This window comes from Pseudoalteromonas xiamenensis (assembly GCF_017638925.1).
Lineage (GTDB): Bacteria > Pseudomonadota > Gammaproteobacteria > Enterobacterales > Alteromonadaceae > Pseudoalteromonas > Pseudoalteromonas xiamenensis.
The window spans coordinates 1246633-1264564 of sequence record NZ_CP072133.1 but is presented as its reverse complement, the minus strand read 5'-3'; the positions used below and the strand labels follow the sequence as shown (position 1 = coordinate 1264564).

General features: G+C 43.9%; 13 protein-coding genes and 2 pseudogenes. 8 read left to right on the top strand and 7 right to left on the bottom strand.

What is annotated here, in order from left to right:
- Positions 1-5: 5 nt before the first annotated feature.
- Positions 6-924 (bottom strand): annotated as a pseudogene (locus tag J5O05_RS06160) (DMT family transporter).
- 161 nt (positions 925-1085) lie between these two features.
- On the opposite strand from J5O05_RS06160, the gene proB reads away from it, so the two are divergent.
- From proB to gltX, 3 genes are all read left to right on the top strand, one after another.
- Complete coding sequence (gene proB, locus J5O05_RS06155) at positions 1086-2237, top strand: glutamate 5-kinase (RefSeq protein ID WP_208844039.1); 1152 nt, start codon at positions 1086-1088, stop codon at positions 2235-2237.
- A gap of 69 nt (positions 2238-2306) precedes the next feature.
- Positions 2307-3272, top strand: coding sequence for a GGDEF domain-containing protein (locus J5O05_RS06150; RefSeq protein ID WP_208844038.1), 966 nt, complete (start codon positions 2307-2309; stop codon positions 3270-3272).
- A 117-nt stretch (positions 3273-3389) separates the two neighbouring features.
- Positions 3390-4874, top strand: coding sequence for a glutamate--tRNA ligase (gltX, locus tag J5O05_RS06145; RefSeq protein ID WP_208844037.1), 1485 nt, complete (start codon positions 3390-3392; stop codon positions 4872-4874).
- A 55-nt stretch (positions 4875-4929) separates the two neighbouring features.
- On the opposite strand, the gene J5O05_RS06140 is transcribed toward gltX, so the two are convergent.
- Positions 4930-6546: a methyl-accepting chemotaxis protein gene (locus J5O05_RS06140; protein WP_244369874.1), complete on the bottom strand. Its 1617-nt coding sequence runs from the start codon at positions 6544-6546 to the stop codon at positions 4930-4932.
- Between the two features lie 186 nt (positions 6547-6732).
- Positions 6733-7548 carry an SDR family oxidoreductase gene (locus tag J5O05_RS06135; RefSeq protein WP_244369872.1) on the bottom strand — a complete coding sequence of 272 codons (816 nt, stop codon included), beginning with the start codon at positions 7546-7548 and terminating at the stop codon, positions 6733-6735.
- Between the two features lie 99 nt (positions 7549-7647).
- Between J5O05_RS06135 and J5O05_RS06130 the strand changes: the two genes are divergently transcribed.
- Both J5O05_RS06130 and J5O05_RS06125 read left to right on the top strand, forming a co-directional pair.
- On the top strand, positions 7648-8343 hold the full coding sequence (locus J5O05_RS06130; protein ID WP_208844035.1) for a DUF3581 family protein: 696 nt from the start codon (positions 7648-7650) through the stop codon (positions 8341-8343).
- Between the two features lie 107 nt (positions 8344-8450).
- Positions 8451-9677 (top strand): DEAD/DEAH box helicase, encoded by a 1227-nt coding sequence (locus J5O05_RS06125; RefSeq protein ID WP_208844034.1) that lies wholly within the window; start codon positions 8451-8453, stop codon positions 9675-9677.
- 102 nt (positions 9678-9779) lie between these two features.
- Here the strand turns inward: J5O05_RS06125 and J5O05_RS06120 are convergent, their stop codons facing one another.
- From J5O05_RS06120 to J5O05_RS06110, 3 genes are all read right to left on the bottom strand, one after another.
- The gene (locus J5O05_RS06120; protein ID WP_208844033.1) at positions 9780-10748 is read right to left on the bottom strand and encodes a methylenetetrahydrofolate reductase; all 969 of its coding nucleotides are present in this window, start codon (positions 10746-10748) and stop codon (positions 9780-9782) included.
- Positions 10749-11018: 270 nt separating this feature from the next.
- Positions 11019-11174, bottom strand: coding sequence for a hypothetical protein (locus J5O05_RS06115; RefSeq protein ID WP_208844032.1), 156 nt, complete (start codon positions 11172-11174; stop codon positions 11019-11021).
- 59 nt (positions 11175-11233) lie between these two features.
- Positions 11234-11389 carry a hypothetical protein gene (locus tag J5O05_RS06110; protein ID WP_208844032.1) on the bottom strand — a complete coding sequence of 52 codons (156 nt, stop codon included), beginning with the start codon at positions 11387-11389 and terminating at the stop codon, positions 11234-11236.
- Between the two features lie 421 nt (positions 11390-11810).
- Between J5O05_RS06110 and J5O05_RS06105 the strand changes: the two genes are divergently transcribed.
- The 3 genes from J5O05_RS06105 (at position 11811) to J5O05_RS06095 (ending at position 16427) form a co-directional block, all read left to right on the top strand.
- On the top strand, positions 11811-14678 hold the full coding sequence (locus tag J5O05_RS06105) for a M16 family metallopeptidase (RefSeq protein ID WP_208844031.1): 2868 nt from the start codon (positions 11811-11813) through the stop codon (positions 14676-14678).
- 195 nt (positions 14679-14873) lie between these two features.
- Entirely contained in the window at positions 14874-15692 is an 819-nt protein-coding gene (cysE, locus tag J5O05_RS06100) for a serine O-acetyltransferase (RefSeq protein WP_208844030.1), read from the top strand.
- Positions 15693-15734: 42 nt separating this feature from the next.
- Positions 15735-16427, top strand: coding sequence for a hypothetical protein (locus J5O05_RS06095; RefSeq protein WP_208844029.1), 693 nt, complete (start codon positions 15735-15737; stop codon positions 16425-16427).
- A 102-nt stretch (positions 16428-16529) separates the two neighbouring features.
- Here the strand turns inward: J5O05_RS06095 and xseA are convergent.
- Positions 16530-17877: pseudogene (gene xseA, locus J5O05_RS06090) on the bottom strand (exodeoxyribonuclease VII large subunit).
- Positions 17878-17932: the final 55 nt, after the last annotated feature.

Sequence of the window (17932 nt, the reverse complement as noted above, 5' to 3'; positions counted from 1 at the left end):
ATTCCTTAAGGTTGCGTTGCCGTTAATTCAGAATCAGCAGGGGTGTCTTCTAGTAAATGCACTTCTTTATGGCGTTGGCTAATGGCTACACCAGCGAAGACTAAGGCAATCGCTGCCCATTGCCAAAGGTTTAAACGTTCTGCAAGTAGAACGGCCGAAAACAGCAAAGTAAAAACTGGGACGAGGTTAGAATAAGCCGCCGCGGTTAACACAGATACACGGCTGATTGCGTAGTTATAAAGCCCATAGGCACCCAGTGTTACAACTGAGCCTAAGTACAAAATACTCAAAACTGCATCTTGGTTTAGCACTGAAAAATCGGGGAAATCGCTAAACGGTAAAAAGCAGGCAAAAAAGACACTGCCACTCAAACCCTGAACGCCAATAAGGGCGAGCGGCGAATAACGCGTTGCTAAGCGTTTTACGCTGATAGTATAAAATGCAGCGCAAATCATTGCTAAAAATTCCAATGTATTGCCAAGTAAGGGATTGGGCGCTTGTTCGGAGCTTGGAGACAGAAATGTCAGTGCAATTGAGTTCTCCAATACATAAGGTGAAGCCACTGACGATGCTCTTGCTCAATCGCTCTTTGAGTAAGAAATACGCCAACAAGGCGACGATAAGCGGCAAGCAGGCCACAATGACCCCAGCTTGTGAGGCGGAAGTGTATTCGATTGCGTGCCCTTCAAAGAGAAAGTACAAGCAAGGCTCAGCCAAAGACATCGCAAGGAGGTATTTAAGATCGCCTTGCTGATAGGTAAAGCGTTTAGTGTAACGGAACAGGGCAAGGCACAAGATAAGCGTGGTCAACATGCGAAAGAAAATAACCACATGGGGATCGTACAAGTCAATCGCAAATTTCAAGGCAACAAACGAGCTACCCCAGAGCATAGTAGCAATTAAAAGACACAAGCCTGCTGGCATTTTTAGACTCCCATTCAAGACGCGAGAATGGTATCACAGCACACGGTATTCGATAGAATGAGATTGAAGAAAATTTACTTGTTTAGATCAATAAAAAGCCGTTATCTTTTGGTGCACTGCAACACGTTTAAAGCAACGTCACGAAAATTGGGGAATGAGTCGTGGAAGGTAAGTCACAAACTATTGTAATCAAGCTGGGCACTAGTGTGTTAACAGCAGGACAAGCGTCACTTAACACCGCGCAAATGGTGGAACTTGTTAGACAATGCGCTCAACTGAAAAAGCAAGGGCATCAAGTGGTTATTGTCTCTAGTGGGGCGGTAGCCGCTGGACGAGCGGCGCTGAATCGACCCTGTGGCAATAGTTTAGTTGAAAAACAAATGTTGGCAGCCATTGGACAAGGACAACTTATTCATTTGTGGCAAAATTTATTTGCTTTGTATGGTATTACCGTCGCGCAGATGTTGCTGACTCGCGCGGATGTTGAAGAACGCAGCCGTTACTTAACTGCTCGTGATACTCTAACTCAACTGCTGGCGTTTGAGGTGATCCCGATTATCAACGAAAATGACGCTGTCGCAACGGCAGAAATTAAAGTCGGTGATAACGATAATTTGTCGGCAATGGTGGCGATTCTCGCTAACGCAGACAAGTTGATGTTGCTTACGGATCAGGCGGGCCTATTTACAGCCGATCCTCGAAACAATCCTGATGCTGCTTTTATTCATGAAGTGCACCATATCACTGACGAGTTGAAATCATTGGCTGGTGGCAGTGGAACTTCATTGGGTACGGGCGGAATGGCGACAAAACTGCAAGCCGCAGAAATTGCCACGCGTGCCGGTGTTGAAGTGCTCATCGCCAGAGGAAGTGCGCCGAATATTATCACCGATGCACTCGCAGGCAACGCACCAAGTACAACGTTTGTGTGTTTTAAAGCACCGATTGATGGGCGCAAAAAATGGTTGTTAGCAGGGCCGAAAAGCAGCGGTAAAATCATTTGTGATGACGGTGCCGTGCATGCACTTAAAGACAAAGGCGCGAGTTTACTTGCAAAAGGGATCACTCGAGTTGAAGGCGAGTTTTCAATAGGGGAATTAGTCTCACTTTGTGATGAAAAAGGCACTGTGTTTGCCAAAGGGTTAAGCCGTTTTAATCATGAGGAACTCGCACTAATCAAAGGTGCACATTCGAGCGAATTACAAAGTTTGCTTGGGTACATTCCATCGAATGTTGTGTTACACCGTGATGACTTAGTCGTTCTGCAAGGTGAACACGCTGAAATTGCCTACAAAACCCAAAAATTCAACTAAGCTTACAGTATTGTCAAGTACTTAACCTGAGCAAGCGAGCACGCTTTGTTCAGGTCCTCTTAGGTCAATATGGATAAAGTGTTACGTTGTGGTCATGAATGGGCTATTGCCTTAACCGAGCAACTCGATGACTCGGACCTAGACGACGTATATCAATGCATCTTAGAAAAAGCCCTGAATGGTGGAACATTTGGACTCTGGCTCAATCGCACATTTGTTGCGGATCTTTTACCTTCTTTTATTTACGGCAATGAGCTTGTTAACTCGCTCGAAGTCGAGTCGTATTTTGCACGAGCAGCGAACCTTCCTCTTAACCAAATATTCTTAACCCGAAAGGGGCTTATCGTCTTGCCAATTCGGCACAAAGAAAAAACGTTTGGCATGGTGTGTATCAGTTCGGTGGGTAAATTCGAGGATACCTTACTCGTTGTATTAGCCTATCTTTCATCTGTCTACATCAATCAACTTGCGACGCTTCATCATGCAAGGCTCGACCCCTTAACCGAATTGCTCAATCGCCAGACCTTTGAGCAAAAAGTGGTGCAAATTATGGCTGGTGCGGGCTTTAACCAACCAAGAGGTGGACAACCTGAGCGAGCTTGGTTTTTAGCGATGATTGACATCGATCACTTTAAGTCTGTCAATGACACCTATGGGCATGTTATTGGGGATGAAGTCATCCTCATGGTCGCGCAGTTACTTAAACAAAATTTCCGAGCAGAAGACTATGTGTTTCGTTATGGCGGTGAGGAATTCGCCACGTTATTTCAATGCGTAAGCGACACCGCGGCGATGCAGGCATTAGAACGATTACGCGAGGTCGTGTCTGCCCACCGATTTCCCCAAGTGGGGCGAGTCACAGTTAGTCTCGGCTTTGTTGAAGTACGTGATTTTTGCCAAGTAACCTCATTAGTAAATCGAGCGGACATGGCACTTTACGAATCAAAGCATCAAGGGCGAAATCGAGTCACTGCATTTTCGGCGTTAAATGTGCCTGAAAGTCAGTTGGATGACAGTGATATCGAACTTTTCTAAATAATTTACAACACAGTGGTTAAATACCCTCGTCAAACTTAAAAGCGCCTATTTGAGACCGTTATCGGCTATGATAGGATCGCCTCCATTTATTACACTAAGTAAAAGAGATTCAAAATGACTATCCGCACACGTGTCGCGCCATCGCCAACGGGTGATCCGCACTTAGGTACCGCATACATTGCACTTTTCAACTACTGCTTTGCAAAACAGCAAGGTGGAGAGTTTGTTGTTCGTATTGAAGATACTGACCAAGTACGCAGTACAAAAGAATCTGAACAAGCAATTATGGACAGCCTGCGTTGGTTAGGTCTCGATTGGGATCACGGTCCTGATGTGGGTGGTGAATTTGGTCCATACCGTCAATCAGAGCGCACCGCACTATATCAAAAGTATGCTCAGCAATTAGTAGAGACAGGTAAAGCATTTTACTGTTTTGCGACGTCGGAAGAACTTGATGCGATGCGCGAAGCGCAAATGGCGGAAGGTTTAACACCGAAGTACGACGGTCGTGGTCTGTTGCTTTCTGAAGACGAAATCAAAGCGAACCTAGATGCAGGTAAGCCATACGTTATCCGTATGAAAATCCCCGCAGAAGGGACATTTAAGTTTAACGATTACCTACGTGGCGAGATTGAAATCCCGTGGGAAAACGTTGATATGCAGGTGCTTCTAAAAGCGGATGGTTTCCCAACGTACTTCCTTGCAAACGTTGTTGATGACCACCACATGCAAATTAGCCATATCTTCCGTGGTGAAGAATGGATCAACTCTGCACCTAAATTACTTAAACTTTATGAAGATTTAGGTTGGACAGCACCAGAATTGGGTCACTTACCTCTACTTCGTAACCCAGATAAATCGAAGCTATCTAAGCGCAAGAACCCAACTTCAATCAATTACTACAAAGAAATGGGTTATTTACCAGAAGCGTTATTGAACTACTTAGGTCGTATGGGTTGGTCAATGCCGGACGGTCGTGAAAAGTTTTCGCTACAAGATATGATTGAAAACTTTGACATGAAACGTGTGTCGTTAGGTGGTCCAATTTTCGATATTGATAAGCTAAATTGGTTAAATGGTCTTTGGATCCGCGAGAACTTAAGCAATGAAGAATTGATGGCTCGCTTCATCAATTGGAAATTTAATGCTGAGTTATTCAATCGTGTTTTGCCTGAAGCTAAAACGCGTATTAATACTTTAGCTGATCTTGTTGATTTGGCAGGTCATTTTGTTGCGGGAATTCCACAGTATGATGCGGCGCTATTGACTGCAGGTAAAGCGGATGAAGACGTAGTTCGTCAATCATTGCAATTCTTTATTTGGGAATTGGAAGCGCTACGTACATGGAACAAAACGGAAATTTTCGCGATTGCAAAAGCGGTTGCAACATTCCATGAATTGAAGATTAAAGATTTCTTAGAGCCTATTTTCGTTGCGATTACAGGCAAAACATCATCTACATCTGTAGTTGATGCAATGGAAATTCTTGGTTCTGACCTTTCTCGTGCACGTTTACGTGTGGCGCTTAACCACATTGGTGTATCGAAGAAGCAAGCTAAATCGCTAGAAAAAGCGTATCGCGATTACCCAAAAGCATAAGCTCTTAATCGCGCTAAAAATAAAGCCTCCCTAGGGAGGCTTTGTTGTTTTTGGATTACTTACGATGGAACTTAAAAAACGCGACTTTTTTCAACACATCTTGAATTTGCGCCGCAACTTCGTTGCTGGCTGTCGTTGTCGTGATAGCGATTTGTGAGGTTCGGTCGCTAAGCGTTTGAATTTCATGCATGTTAGAACTGATGTCACCCGCTACGGCACTTTGCTCTTCCGCTGCCGTTGCAATTTGTTGGGTTTGGTCATTTACTTGATGGATAGTGTCCATAATTTGTGAAATTAGCAAATTGCTCTCCGTCATTTTCTGTTCGGCATTTGCTGCTACCTCGGTACTATCATTCATCATTCCGACTGCGTTTTCGCTCGCGGTTTTTAATTGCGAGAGCATGGTTTCTATTTCATTTACTGACGTATGAGAGCGCTGAGCGAGCGTTCGGACTTCGTCGGCGACAACTGCGAAGCCGCGACCTTGCTCTCCTGCACGAGCCGCTTCAATCGCTGCGTTGAGCGCAAGGAGATTGGTTTGCTCAGAAATGTTACGTATAACATCGAGGATGGTTTCAATGCGATTTGACTCGGTTTGAAGTTTGTTGACGACACTCGCGGCGCTGGCTAGAGTTTCTGAGAGTTGCACTACCGCGTCTTTTGTCTGCTCGGAGGCATTGAGACCAGATTGTGCCAAATTCATCATTGAGTCGCTAGCATGGGCAGTCTCAGAGGTATTCACGGCGATACTACGGCTAGTGACTGATAATTCTTCAATGGCGGTAACGGCTTGCGTGGTGTTGTCGGAAACCTCCACGACACTTTGATGAATATCGTTGTTTGATTTTTTTAGCGCCAGACTATTTTCACCAACAATGTCCGCCGATTGTTTGATACTTTGTAAGGTGTTGTTCAAATGCTTGATTGTGGCGTCTAACGCGGAGCTCAATGCGGCAACTTCGTCTTCGCCTTCAACACTGGATAAACAATCGAGTTCGCCGTTTTCCAGCGCATTGGCACTTTGGCGCAGTTTGCTCAAACCTTGGTTAACCTTTGCGGCAATTAGGTGGCTCAGTAATACAGATAAACAAATAGCCACAATGGCGGACAAGTAAAAAAGCCAGTTGGCTTGAGAAATGGCAACCTCGTTATCTTGTTTCGCGGAATTAGCGCTTTGTTCATTCAACTCAGTAAATTTGCCGTAAAACTGATTCAATTCAGTGAGCGCGTCCACAAAGGCTTTGAACACGGGGTAGGGCGCTTTGTTATCCGGCTGGCTTTCCATTTCTTGTTTAAAAAGCGCGACGGCTTTTTGGTAGTTATTCAGCAGCCGATCCATTTGATTAATCTGACCGATATCCCCTTGATAATAGCGTTTTAGCTCGTTAAAAAGCTTAGGCGTCAGCGCGAGTTTGTCGTCGATTCGGTCGATGAATTCACCCGCTTGGTCATTAAGTTTTAGTAAATAAACAACTTGCAACCCTCTAATTTCAGACGTTATTTCGACTTGCGTATGCTCTATTTCGGCGCTTAAGCGCAAAACTCTAAAGTTGTCGTTATAAAAGTGGCTGAAATTATTGGCAACTCGGTCATTGGATAATTTTATTGCCCACATAGAAAGGATGAAAATGGCGCAAATCAAACTAGATAACAGTAAAAACTTTTGTTTCATTGATAAGTTGCTTATCCGCATTGTTGTGATTACCTGTCTGAATGGTTCACCATTAACTGTAATCTATATTCATGAATTCGCACGTAATGTGGGGGTTTTTGTCGGGAGAAGTGAGTATGAGTGAAGTAAAGCGCATTTAATTGGCGAAATGCAGATAGCTCGGCAAAGCTATCTGCAATGAAAGGATTAACGTACTTTACTCTTTCGGATCATTTTATAGAGTAATTCGGGTGAGAAACGTGAAACCCAGGCTGCTAGGCGCTCTTTAAAGCCACCGACGACAATATAGTTTTTGTCTTTAAGCAGTGCTGCAAGTGTTTTTTGGGCGAACTCTTGTGCTGACATGGCGTTTGCTTGCGCATTGTCCATTTCACCAAGAGGCTTTCCATCCCCGGTTAGCGCGTTTATCGAAACGTCTGTTTTTACAAAGCCAGGAAACACGTTAGCCACCGTGAGTCCAGTATCGCCAAGTTCTGCTCGAAGTGAATTTCCCCACATATGAAGCGCGGCTTTTGCTGCGCTGTAACTGCCTCGATATTGGGTGCCGACAAGACCAGCTACGCTAGACACAAATACAATCTTTCCTTTTTGTGCCACTAGGGTATCCAACGCAATACGCGTGAGTTGAAGTTGGGCAAAGAAATCAACTTCAAACAAGCGACGGTCAGTTTCAATCGTGGTATCGACAATCAGTGCTCGCTGGCTTAGACCGGCGTTATTGATTAGCCAATCAACGTGTCCATACTGTGCCTTGATTGCGGTTAACGCAGTTTCACACGCGGAGGTGTCGGTGATATCAAGTGGAAGACAAAGATGAGAATCTGCGTTGTTCATTTTTAAACGAACTTGCTCCAGTGCGTCTTCGCGTCTGGCACTCAACACGACTTTCGCTCCCAACGCGGCGAACTGAATGGCAAGCGCTTCCCCAATGCCTCCAGAGGCACCAGTTATCCAGATGACTTTGTTTGTTATTGTTGTCATTGTGCTTTTAAAATGAGTCATAATGATTCGAATATGACACGTTCTTTTAACAGATTCGACCTCTATTTATCAGTTTTCTGGTAATATGCCCCGGTTTTAATGTGGAAATAGAAGTGAATTATGTTAACGCCGTTCTTCCAACACGATGAAAATTACGTTGTCATTACCCGCGAACAAGGCAGTGCCTTTGCTAAGCAAATCGCAGATGACTTCAATCCCTTGCATGACATTGATGCAAAAAAGTTTTGTGTTCCAGGAGATTTACTCTTTTCACTTGTATTGGAACACTATGGTGTTAGCCAATCCATGACGTTCAGCTTTGCGGGAATGGTTGATGAGACATCTCGTCTTGAATTTCCGCAAGCAAGTAGTGAAATTAAAATCGTCAGTGCTGATAAAACCATGCTGGTGGTCGAGCGTGAAGGTGAGTCCAGTGTGTGTAAAACGCTCGTTGAAACCCTGATCCGCAACTATGTCGCATTCTCAGGTACGACGTTTCCTCATGTCATTATTCCACTCATGGCTGAGCAGGATGTGATGATTAATCCAGCACGCCCTATGGTTATCTATGAATCGATGAGTATTTCTTTAGAAAAACTCGACATCAAAACGGTGGATTTAGAACCAGGAAAGCATGAATTTAGCTTTGATGGTAAACGAGGCAAGATAGTGCTTCGATTCGATCTTGTCAGTGATGGGGACGTGGTTGGTCATGGTGAAAAGCATATGCTGGTATCAGGCATTAAATCGTACTGTGAGCAAGAAGTCGCCTCGTTGATTGAGTACTACAACAATCGTAAAACGACCCTTCGTTAAACCGAGTTCAACGCTGTGCTCGTCCAAATGACGTTACATCAGGACGAGCACTTACTAATCTGTTAAGGACTGGTATAATAGAGGCTTACTGTTAAAAGCGAGTCACTATGTCCTTCCAATCTCTGAGCCTTGATCCAATCCTGTTGGAAACCCTGACTAAACTAGGGTTCACTTCGCCTACGCCAATTCAACGTGATGCAATTCCTGCCGTACTAACGGGTAACGACTTGCTTGCTAGTGCTGAAACGGGTAGTGGTAAAACGGCTGCATTCTTATTGCCGTTGTTGAACCAAATAATGCAGCACTCGGACCTTGGGATCCCAAGAGCTCTTGTTCTTGCGCCGACACGTGAATTAGCTCAGCAAATTATGAAGCATGGTGAAGCGTTAGCCCAAAGCACTGCGATTCAATTCGTCCTGCTGCAAGGTGGTGCGAATATTGGCCCGCAGTGTGAAAAGCTCGAAAAAGGGGTTGATGTTGTGGTGGCCACACCAGGTCGTCTATTGGACCACCTTATTAAAGGCTCCCTAAAATTAGACCATATCCAAAGCGTTGTTTTCGACGAAGCAGACCGCCTGTTAGACATGGGGTTCAAAGACGAAATTCAACGTATTCGAAGACGATTGCCCGCGCGCCGCCAATCGTTACTCTTTTCTGCCACGATAGATAAAGCCATTGAAGAGTTAGCACAGGTTTTACTTGAGAACCCAACAAGGGTGAGTGTGGAAGGAACCAATAAAGCCGCTACGCCTATTACTCAGCAGTTTTTTGCGGTTGATGAAGAGAAAAAACAAAAACTAGCGGCGTACTTAATTGGTAAGAACAATTGGCGTCAAGTGCTGGTTTTTGCGCGGACAAAGCAATTGGTGGATGAGTACGTAAAAGAGTTTAATTTGGATGGATTACCAGCTTCCGCACTGCATGGTGACAAAACACAAGGCCACCGAAACAAAGCGCTGGAGCAGTTTAAAGAAGGGAAAATTCGCGTACTGGTCGCAACCGATGTCGCTGCCCGCGGCATAGACATTCCAGAACTTTCTGTCGTGATGAATTTGGAACTACCGTTTGTTGCAGAAGACTACATTCACCGTATCGGTCGTACAGGTCGTGCTGGCAAAGAAGGCTTGGCACTGTCGTTCGTCAGTGTAGATGAAGATTGGATGTTGCAAGAATTAGAAGTCTTACTGGATGAGCGTTTAACGCCGCAGTGGGTTTCCGGTTTTGAACCAGACTTAACGCGAGAGCCAAAGAGTATCAAACGGAATAGCACTAGCGCGCGAAAAGCGAGAGACAAGAAACGTATTCTTGGCCAGCGAGCGAAGAAGCGAAGCTAAGTAACGAGTTATTCAGAGTTGTTCGAGCAAGTACTAGAAAGATAAAAAGCCATGCATTGGCAATTGCATGGCTTTTAGCAAGCATATAGGAATTTTTCGGGATTAAGCTGATACGGCTGATATCTGTTTTTCAGCGAGGCACAACTCCATCGTTGCTTTCAATAAGCGATATAGATTCATTGATGCGTCAATTTCTTCTTTACGGTTGGTTAAGCTTTCAATGTTTAAACCAAGCGGTATATCTAAATGCGAGCAACTTTTCAGGATTAAATCGAGGTTTTCACGGCAAATACGAATAGATTCACTCAATGGTTCATTTGAATCTAAGATCCGCCATTTGGTCGCCTCAGGAACGGAAATACCCAGCCATTCCATAAACGTCAGTGTTTTTTCACCACCACAAGGCGTAAACGTTAAAATAATGCGCTTTGGCTCAATTCCTTGTTGACGGCAGGTTCTTGCATAGCTAGTGATTAAATCAATCGTCGCTTGAGCGTTGTAAACGGCTTGAGAAATAAAGAACTCACAACCTTGTGCCGTTTTCTCAATGAGACGTTGGTGTTCATTACGCTTGTTAGCATGACGTTCAGCAATCGTCACTCCGCCCAAAAAGAACGACTCTTCATGGGACTCAAGCGTTTGATAGGCGTCATTTAAAGACAGTTTTATGTCTCCGTGTGACGATGGACTCCCCACTAATACAAGGTTTTTTAGGCCATATTCACGCTTAGTTTCGTTTAGCCATTCGCTAAATTCAGCCTTACCACGCTGTGCGACACTCTTATAGGTAATGACGTCTAAATGCGAAATTTCTCGCAAAAGTTGACTGTATTTGCGCGGATCAACGGTTTGCTTAAAAGGGAATGGACGAGGCAGTTCAGTGCGGCTGCTTTCATCTTGAATGTCATAAATCACCACGCCGTCATATTCAATCTCATGCAGGCGACCTAACAGCTTTTCAGCAATGCTTTTTAATTGCTCGTCGTCTGTGCCGTGTTTTGGTGGTGTGGTACCAATCAAGTAGACCCCCTGATTAGGGTCTAAAATTTTCTCTTCGAGTGAAAGCGCCATGTTCCTCATTCCCAGCGTAATCTTGCTTATAGGATGTAATATAGCAGCCATTTAGACGTCTAGATAGATTTTTTTTGGTGAAAGAATTTCAATGATTATGAATTTTGCTCATGTTGATTTGTGCAATAAAGAGGGAAGAGTAAGTGATTTCAATTGGTTAAAGCCGAAGACAGATTAAGCTTGGGACAGAAATTAAATGGAAAATTACAATGAAGATAGGAAAGAGGAATAAGCAAACTGAGACAAGCTCAGTTTGCTAACAAGGACTGATTACTTTTTCTTACAAGTTTCAACAACGCACGTCATGTTACCTGTGCCATCTTGTGTAGGTGCCCAGCCACCTGCTACTGCAGGAGTTTGTTCAATTGGCATAGCTTTAACTGAATTAGAAAGCTCTTTCATTTTCTTTTTATTGATTTTTAACATGGTGAATTTCCTTTTTATTTTTCAGAGGTTGCTATCTACTTGGAGAATCGACAATAAAATTATTTTTTCTTACACGTTTCAACAACGCACGTCATGTTACCTGTGCCATCTTGTGTAGGTGCCCAGCCACCTGCCACTGCAGGGGTTTGTTCGATTGGCATTGCCTTAACGGAGTTAGACAATTCTTTCATTTTCTTCTTATTGATTTTCAACATAGTGAATTTCCTTTTATAGGTTAACGAAGTGATTACTTCTTGAACTAACGTGCCATTGGAGAATAATTTAGTCAATATTTTATTCATTAAAAATTAACAAAAATAAATAATAAATTTACTTTTCAATGTGTTCATATTCTTATCTATCTGTAATTAAAAGAATTTATTACCACTGTGACAGTGAGGTTTTTTTGAATTGTTTTCCTTTACGAATCAAAGCGGAGGTGAACGAGAGAATTGAGGTTTGCAGCAAAACAATTGTTTACATAATTTAGCGCAGCTTTTTCGGTAAGTTTCCTATTTTGGGGCATAATGTGAGGTTGAAGAACGAGGAGCATGGTATTCAATTCATCGCAAATTGTTTGAACGTTTTGCGGAAATTGGGTGCTATGAAGGGACAATGATAACAAAGTTGAGTTCTATGAATTTCAAATTATTAGCAACAAGTATGGCGGTTGCACTCGCGCTAAGCGGATGTGCGACAACAAAGAATAATGAAGCAAGCCAAACGGCAGCTGTAGCCTCAAACAATAAAGTATTCTCACAAGACTATGTGTTGGAAGAGTTAGATAATGGCCTTCGGGTGATGGTCGTTAAAACAGACTATCCAGACGTAGTCTCGCTACAAATTCCCGTTTCCGTCGGTTCTAGAAATGAAGTCGAAGCGGGTAAAACAGGTTTTGCGCATTTCTTTGAACATATGATGTTTAAAGGGTCGAAGAAGTTTCCACAAGATGTCTATTCAGATATCTTAAAGAATTCTGGCGTCGATAATCGTGCCTATACAACGAATGATTACACCAATTACCACCTTAACTTTTCTAAAGAACATTTGGATAAAGTGCTCGAGATCCAAGCGGATATCTTCCAAGATTTAACGTACTCTGAAGAACAGTTCAGAACAGAAGCGTTAACGGTAAAAGGTGAATACCTAAAAAATAATGCAAGTCCTGTCCGTAAGCTGTTAAGTGCTGTTAGAAAAGAAGCTTTCGACAAACATACCTATAAACACACGACAATGGGCTTTTTTGAAGACATTGAGGCAATGCCGGATCAAATGGCTTACGGCCAAGAATTCTTCAAGCATTTCTACAAGCCTGAAAACGTATCGCTAGTTATCGTGGGTGATGTTGACCCGAAAGAAACGATCGCAATGGTGAAAAAACATTGGGGTGCGTGGAAAAAAGGGAATTACTCAGTCGATATTCCTAAAGAGCCAAAACAAGCTGCGCCGCGTTATGTTCATGAGAAATATGATGGACTTCCAGGACATTGGTTGTTGGTCTCTTATAAAGGTACGCCTTGGATCCCAACGAAGAAAGATCGCTCTGCGTTGGATTTAATTTCTCAGCTGTATTTTTCAGAAAATTCTGAGTTGTACCAAGAGCTGGTTGTTGAAAAGCAAATCGCAAGTCAAATGTTTACTTACAATCCTGAGACTAAAGACACGGGGTTATTGCACGTTTTTGTCAAAGTAGATAAAGAAAGTGACTTAGCGGTTGCACGTGATGCAATCAATCGCACCTACGCTAAAGCTCGTACAGAACTTGTCTCAGAAGAAAAACTAGCTGCGCTTAAATCAAATTTGAAATACAGCTTTATCAATGGTCTCGATTCTTCTCAGGCGATTGCTGATGTACTTGCCAGCTACATGCATTTTGAACGTAATCCAGAAGTGATTAATGAACTGTACGCAAGCTCTGATGCGGTAACGGCGGAAGATATTCGTCGTATTGCAAACGAGTATTTTGTTGATTCGAGCCGCACTACCGTGACGATGTCCGCACTTGATAAGGTAGCCGGTTTTGATAAAGAAGTGTCACTTGAAAACTTAGTTGCTCAGGCGAGTAAGCCGACTGAGCGACATTTCAAGGTACTAGACAAGAGCAATGCATCACCTTTGGTGGATGTTAACTTCCTTTTCTACACCGGCGCGGCAGCTGACCCTAAAGGTAAAAAAGGGGTCGCGGCTCTGACGGCAGCAATGATTGCCAAAGGCGGAAGCCAAACGAAATCATTCAAAGAAATTCAGAAGGCGTTGTATCCGATCGCGGGTAGTTTTTCATATCAAATAGATAAAGAAATGCTCTCATTCCGTGGACGTGTGCACAAAGATAACGCGGACAAATGGTACGCTCTGGTCTCTGAGCAACTGCTTAATCCAGGCTTCAGAGAAGATGATTTCAACCGTTTGAAGAAGGAACTGATTGATAACATCAAATCAGGTTTGAAAGCGTCAAACGATGAAGAACTAGGTAAAGAAGTACTCTATAGCGCACTTTATCAAGGTCACCCTTACGCTTCATACAACTTAGGCGATCTTTCCGATTTAGAAGCATTAACGTTAGATGACGTTAAGGCTTTCTATCGTGCAGAGCTTACCCAAGCGAAACTAAACCTTGGGATCACGGGCGCATTGAATAGCGATGTAAAAGCAAAAATGCTTACCGACTTAGCGCGCTTACCGCAAGGCAATGAAGCTCGCTTAAGTGTGCCGGATGCCCCGGTATTAAAGGGCAAACACGCGACAATCGTAGAGAAAAGTGCTCAATCTACAGCGGTTTCATTTGGTTTTCCAATTGATACTGTGCGTTCAAGTAAAGATTGGACGGCGCTCTGGCTTGTCCGTTCATACTTTGGTGAACACCGCAGTTCAAATAGCTTCTTGTATCAACGAATTCGCCAAGTTCGAGGCATGAACTACGGTGACTACGCGTATATCGAGTACTTCCCACGTGGTATGTTCCAAACTAAACCAGATGCAAACTTAGGTCGCTCGGAGCAAATTTTCCAAGTGTGGTTGCGTCCACTGCGTTCAAACAACGATGCGCAGTTTGCGTCTCGCGTTGCTTTGTTTGAGTTGGACAAATTGATTAAAGACGGTATGTCTTCATCAGACTTTGAGGCCACACGTAACTTCCTGACAAATTTCGTCCCGCAACTTGTAGCGAGTCAAGACCGTCAACTGGGCTACGCACTTGATAGTGAGTTTTACAACACAGAGAGTTTTGTTGAATATGTTCGTAAGCAATTAGCGAGTCTTACCGTTGAAGACGTAAACCGCGTGATCCGTGAAAACTTACAAACTGAAAACATGCACTATGTGTTCATTACGGGTGATGCGAAAGACATGCAAGCTCGTCTTGCCAAAGAACAAACTTCGCCAATGACTTACAATACGGAAAAGCCAGCAGAGTTAGTGACAGAAGACACTGAAATTGCGAAATACCCTCTAGGTATTCCGGCTAAAAACATCGAAGTGATGAACGTTGAGGATGTCTTTAAGTAACGTTTTACCTACGGTAAATTGGTATTAAATTAAGCCGCATTTTGCAATTGACGTGAAATGCGGTTTTTTTGTTCGTGTTTGTGCTAAAAAGTTATTATATATAACGATAAGTGCAATTGTGTATCGCCACATCAGATTGGAATTTAGGTAGACTATCCCAATATTGATGCGACGGGTATTTTGAAGAGGTGGACCATGCGTCACGAGATTTGGCAAAAACTAAGAGAAGAAGCAACGGATTTAGTAACACGAGAGCCGCTGCTTGCGAGTCACGTTTATTCTAGTGTGCTGAATCATGAGTGTTTGGGTTCTGCGCTCAGTTTTATTGTTGCGCATAAGCTTTCAGATGCCGTTGTATCAGCATTTACAATCAGAGAATTATTCGACCAAGCCTTCGTAGATTGTGACCGCATGCTGACGCACGTTGCACATGACATAAAAGCGGTTAAAGATCGTGACCCTGCTGCCGATAGTTATCTCAACGTGTTATTAAATTTGAAAGGCTTTCATGCAATCCAAGCTCATCGATTGGCTCACTGTTTATGGCGACAAAACCGAAAAGAACTCGCTCGCTTTGTCCAAAGTCGTACCTCCGAAGTATTTGGTGTTGACATCCATCCTGCTTGTAAAGTCGGTCATGGTATTATGTTTGACCATGCGACTGGTATAGTCATTGGTGAAACTGCGGTAATTGGTAACAACGTGTCTATCCTTCAGGGGGTTACGTTAGGTGGTACTGGTAACGAGCAAGGCGACCGTCATCCAAAAATCCGAGATGGTGTGCTTATTGGTGCTGGTGCGAAAGTGTTGGGTAACATCATTGTAGGTGAAGGCGCGCGCGTCGGTGCTGGCTCGGTTGTCTTGAAAGCAGTTCCTGAGCACACCACGGTTGTGGGGATCCCTGCAAAAGTCGTTGGTAAAGCGTGTGTTTGTCCGGCAGAAAGCATGGACCAAAACTTCTTAGAAGAGCAAAACGATGATGAAGCAGCATTGGCTGTTGCATCGATAAAGTAAACCCGCTACTTTGAGTAGATTGTTCACCTTTTATTGAATGTGATGAAGATAAAAGACATTGCGCTGCTCTTTGCTGGCATTCTTATCGGATTTTCTACTCGTGGATTGATTAGTGACACACTGTTCGGTCAATCCACCTCAGAACAAGTTTCCTCTGTAACAACAAAGACTCTAGAACCCCTAACCCACGAGACAGTACGTCAGCGAAGCGCGCAATCAAAGGCTGCCATGAACATCGTTGCTCAGCCGGTAAATCAAGCCACGATACTTGAACTGAATGAAGCGCGAGAAACTGAGAAAGATACGGTGTTTCGACTTGAAAAAGAGAACGCACGTCTTTTGGCTGAGTTGGCGAATTTGCAAAGTGAGATCAACGCCAACTCAACAATGCCAGAGATGGCGGAGCAGCTTCGTAACATCTTCATACAAGAGAATCGAGATCCTGTTTTTGCTGATGAAACGGAAATGCAGGTCAAAGATTTTATTTATCAATTTGGTTTTTCAGATCGTGTCGAAGTCAAGCAAGTAGGGTGTAAAACCAGCGTGTGCGAGATTCATTTCGTGCCTAAAGAGTCTGACGAGTTTGATTCTAAACTGTGGCGGGAACTGAGTGACAAGTTGCATGAAACACCGTGGTGGAAGAAGTTTCAAGCCATGACTTCCCGTTCTACGGATGAACAGTTGGTAATTTTGGCCACGACTCAATGGCAAACGACACCACAAGAAACACAATAATCACAGCGAATTACTTTGCCAAAGTACGGCGACTTAACGCATTTAATTCAATTAAACTAAACAGCACCTGTACTTGGCAATATTTTACGTGGTGATTAGGGGTTACGATTTCGTTGAAATTGAAGCTATGTGACTGATAATTTGTCCATCCACGAGATCGGTGACCAAGGGTTTGCTTTGATCGATCTCCGACACATTTTTTATCACGATTTCATCTTGCTTTGTAATGCTGTAACCACGAGCCAGAACTTGCAACGGACTAACACTGTTTAATTGCGCGCTTAGCAGGGCCAAGCGTTTGTTGTGCGCATCTAAATGCTGCCCAATTGCACGTTCTAGTCGTTCAGAGAGTGCATTGTGCTGGTGCTGAAACTGAATAAGCTTCAAGTTCGGTGCTTGTTTATGAAGCCTAAAACTTAGGTTGTCGAGCTGTTTAGCATGACGTGCTATTACACCAACAGCGGCACGCTGCAAACGCGCCAAACACTCATCCAAACGCTGCTGTTGCTGCTGCAATTGCCGTTCTGGGTGAAGTAGTTGAAGCTGGTGGATCTGCGAGGTGAGTTGAGCTTGCTTTTGATTAAGGTGAACTTTCCATGCATGAACGAGTGCCTGCGTGAGGGAATTCAAGCGCGTAAGCAGTTGGTGTTGGTCAGGACATACTAATTCAGCCGCGGCCGATGGTGTCGGTGCTCGAAGGTCGGCCACGTAATCGGAAATCGTGGTATCAATTTCGTGACCAACGGCACTGATGATTGGGAGCTGACTTGCAAAGATGGCTCGGGCAACGACTTCTTCGTTGAAACTCCATAAATCTTCAAGAGAACCGCCTCCGCGCCCTACAATCAACACATCGACTTCGTTACGCGTATTAGCCAGTGCTATTTTCTGTGCGATTTGTGAAGGAGCTTCGACGCCTTGCACAAGACAGGGATAAATAACCACTTCAAGCTGTGGCGCTCGGCGTTTTAGCACCGTGAGTATGTCTTTAATCGCGGCACCTGTGGCGGAGGTGACAATTCCAACGCGGTGTATTTGTGTTGGCATTGGACGTTTGTGCGAAGCGGAAAAAAGCCCTTCCGCGACGAGACGCATTTTCAAAGCCTCAAATTGCTGTTTGAGTAAACCTTCACCAGCGGAGCTCTATGTGTTCGACGATGAGTTGATATTCACCGCGAGGTTCATATACGGATACTCTGGCGGTGACAAGCACTTGTGCGCCATTATCAGGACGAAAGCGCGCGTAGCGGTTGTTGCCGCGCCACATTGCCGCTTTGACTTGGGCTTTGTCATCTTTGAGTGAAAAGTACCAATGGCCAGATGCCGCAGCGATGAAGTTGGATATTTCTCCAGTGAGCTGAATGTTAGTAAACCCACGTTCGAGCAACGCTCGGATCTCTCGGTTTAATTTCGAAACACTGTAAAGAGGAGAAGAAATAGCCGATTGCATCAAAAATAAATTCCAATATAGAACAACGCAGTGGTCGTACTTTAGCATTTTTTTG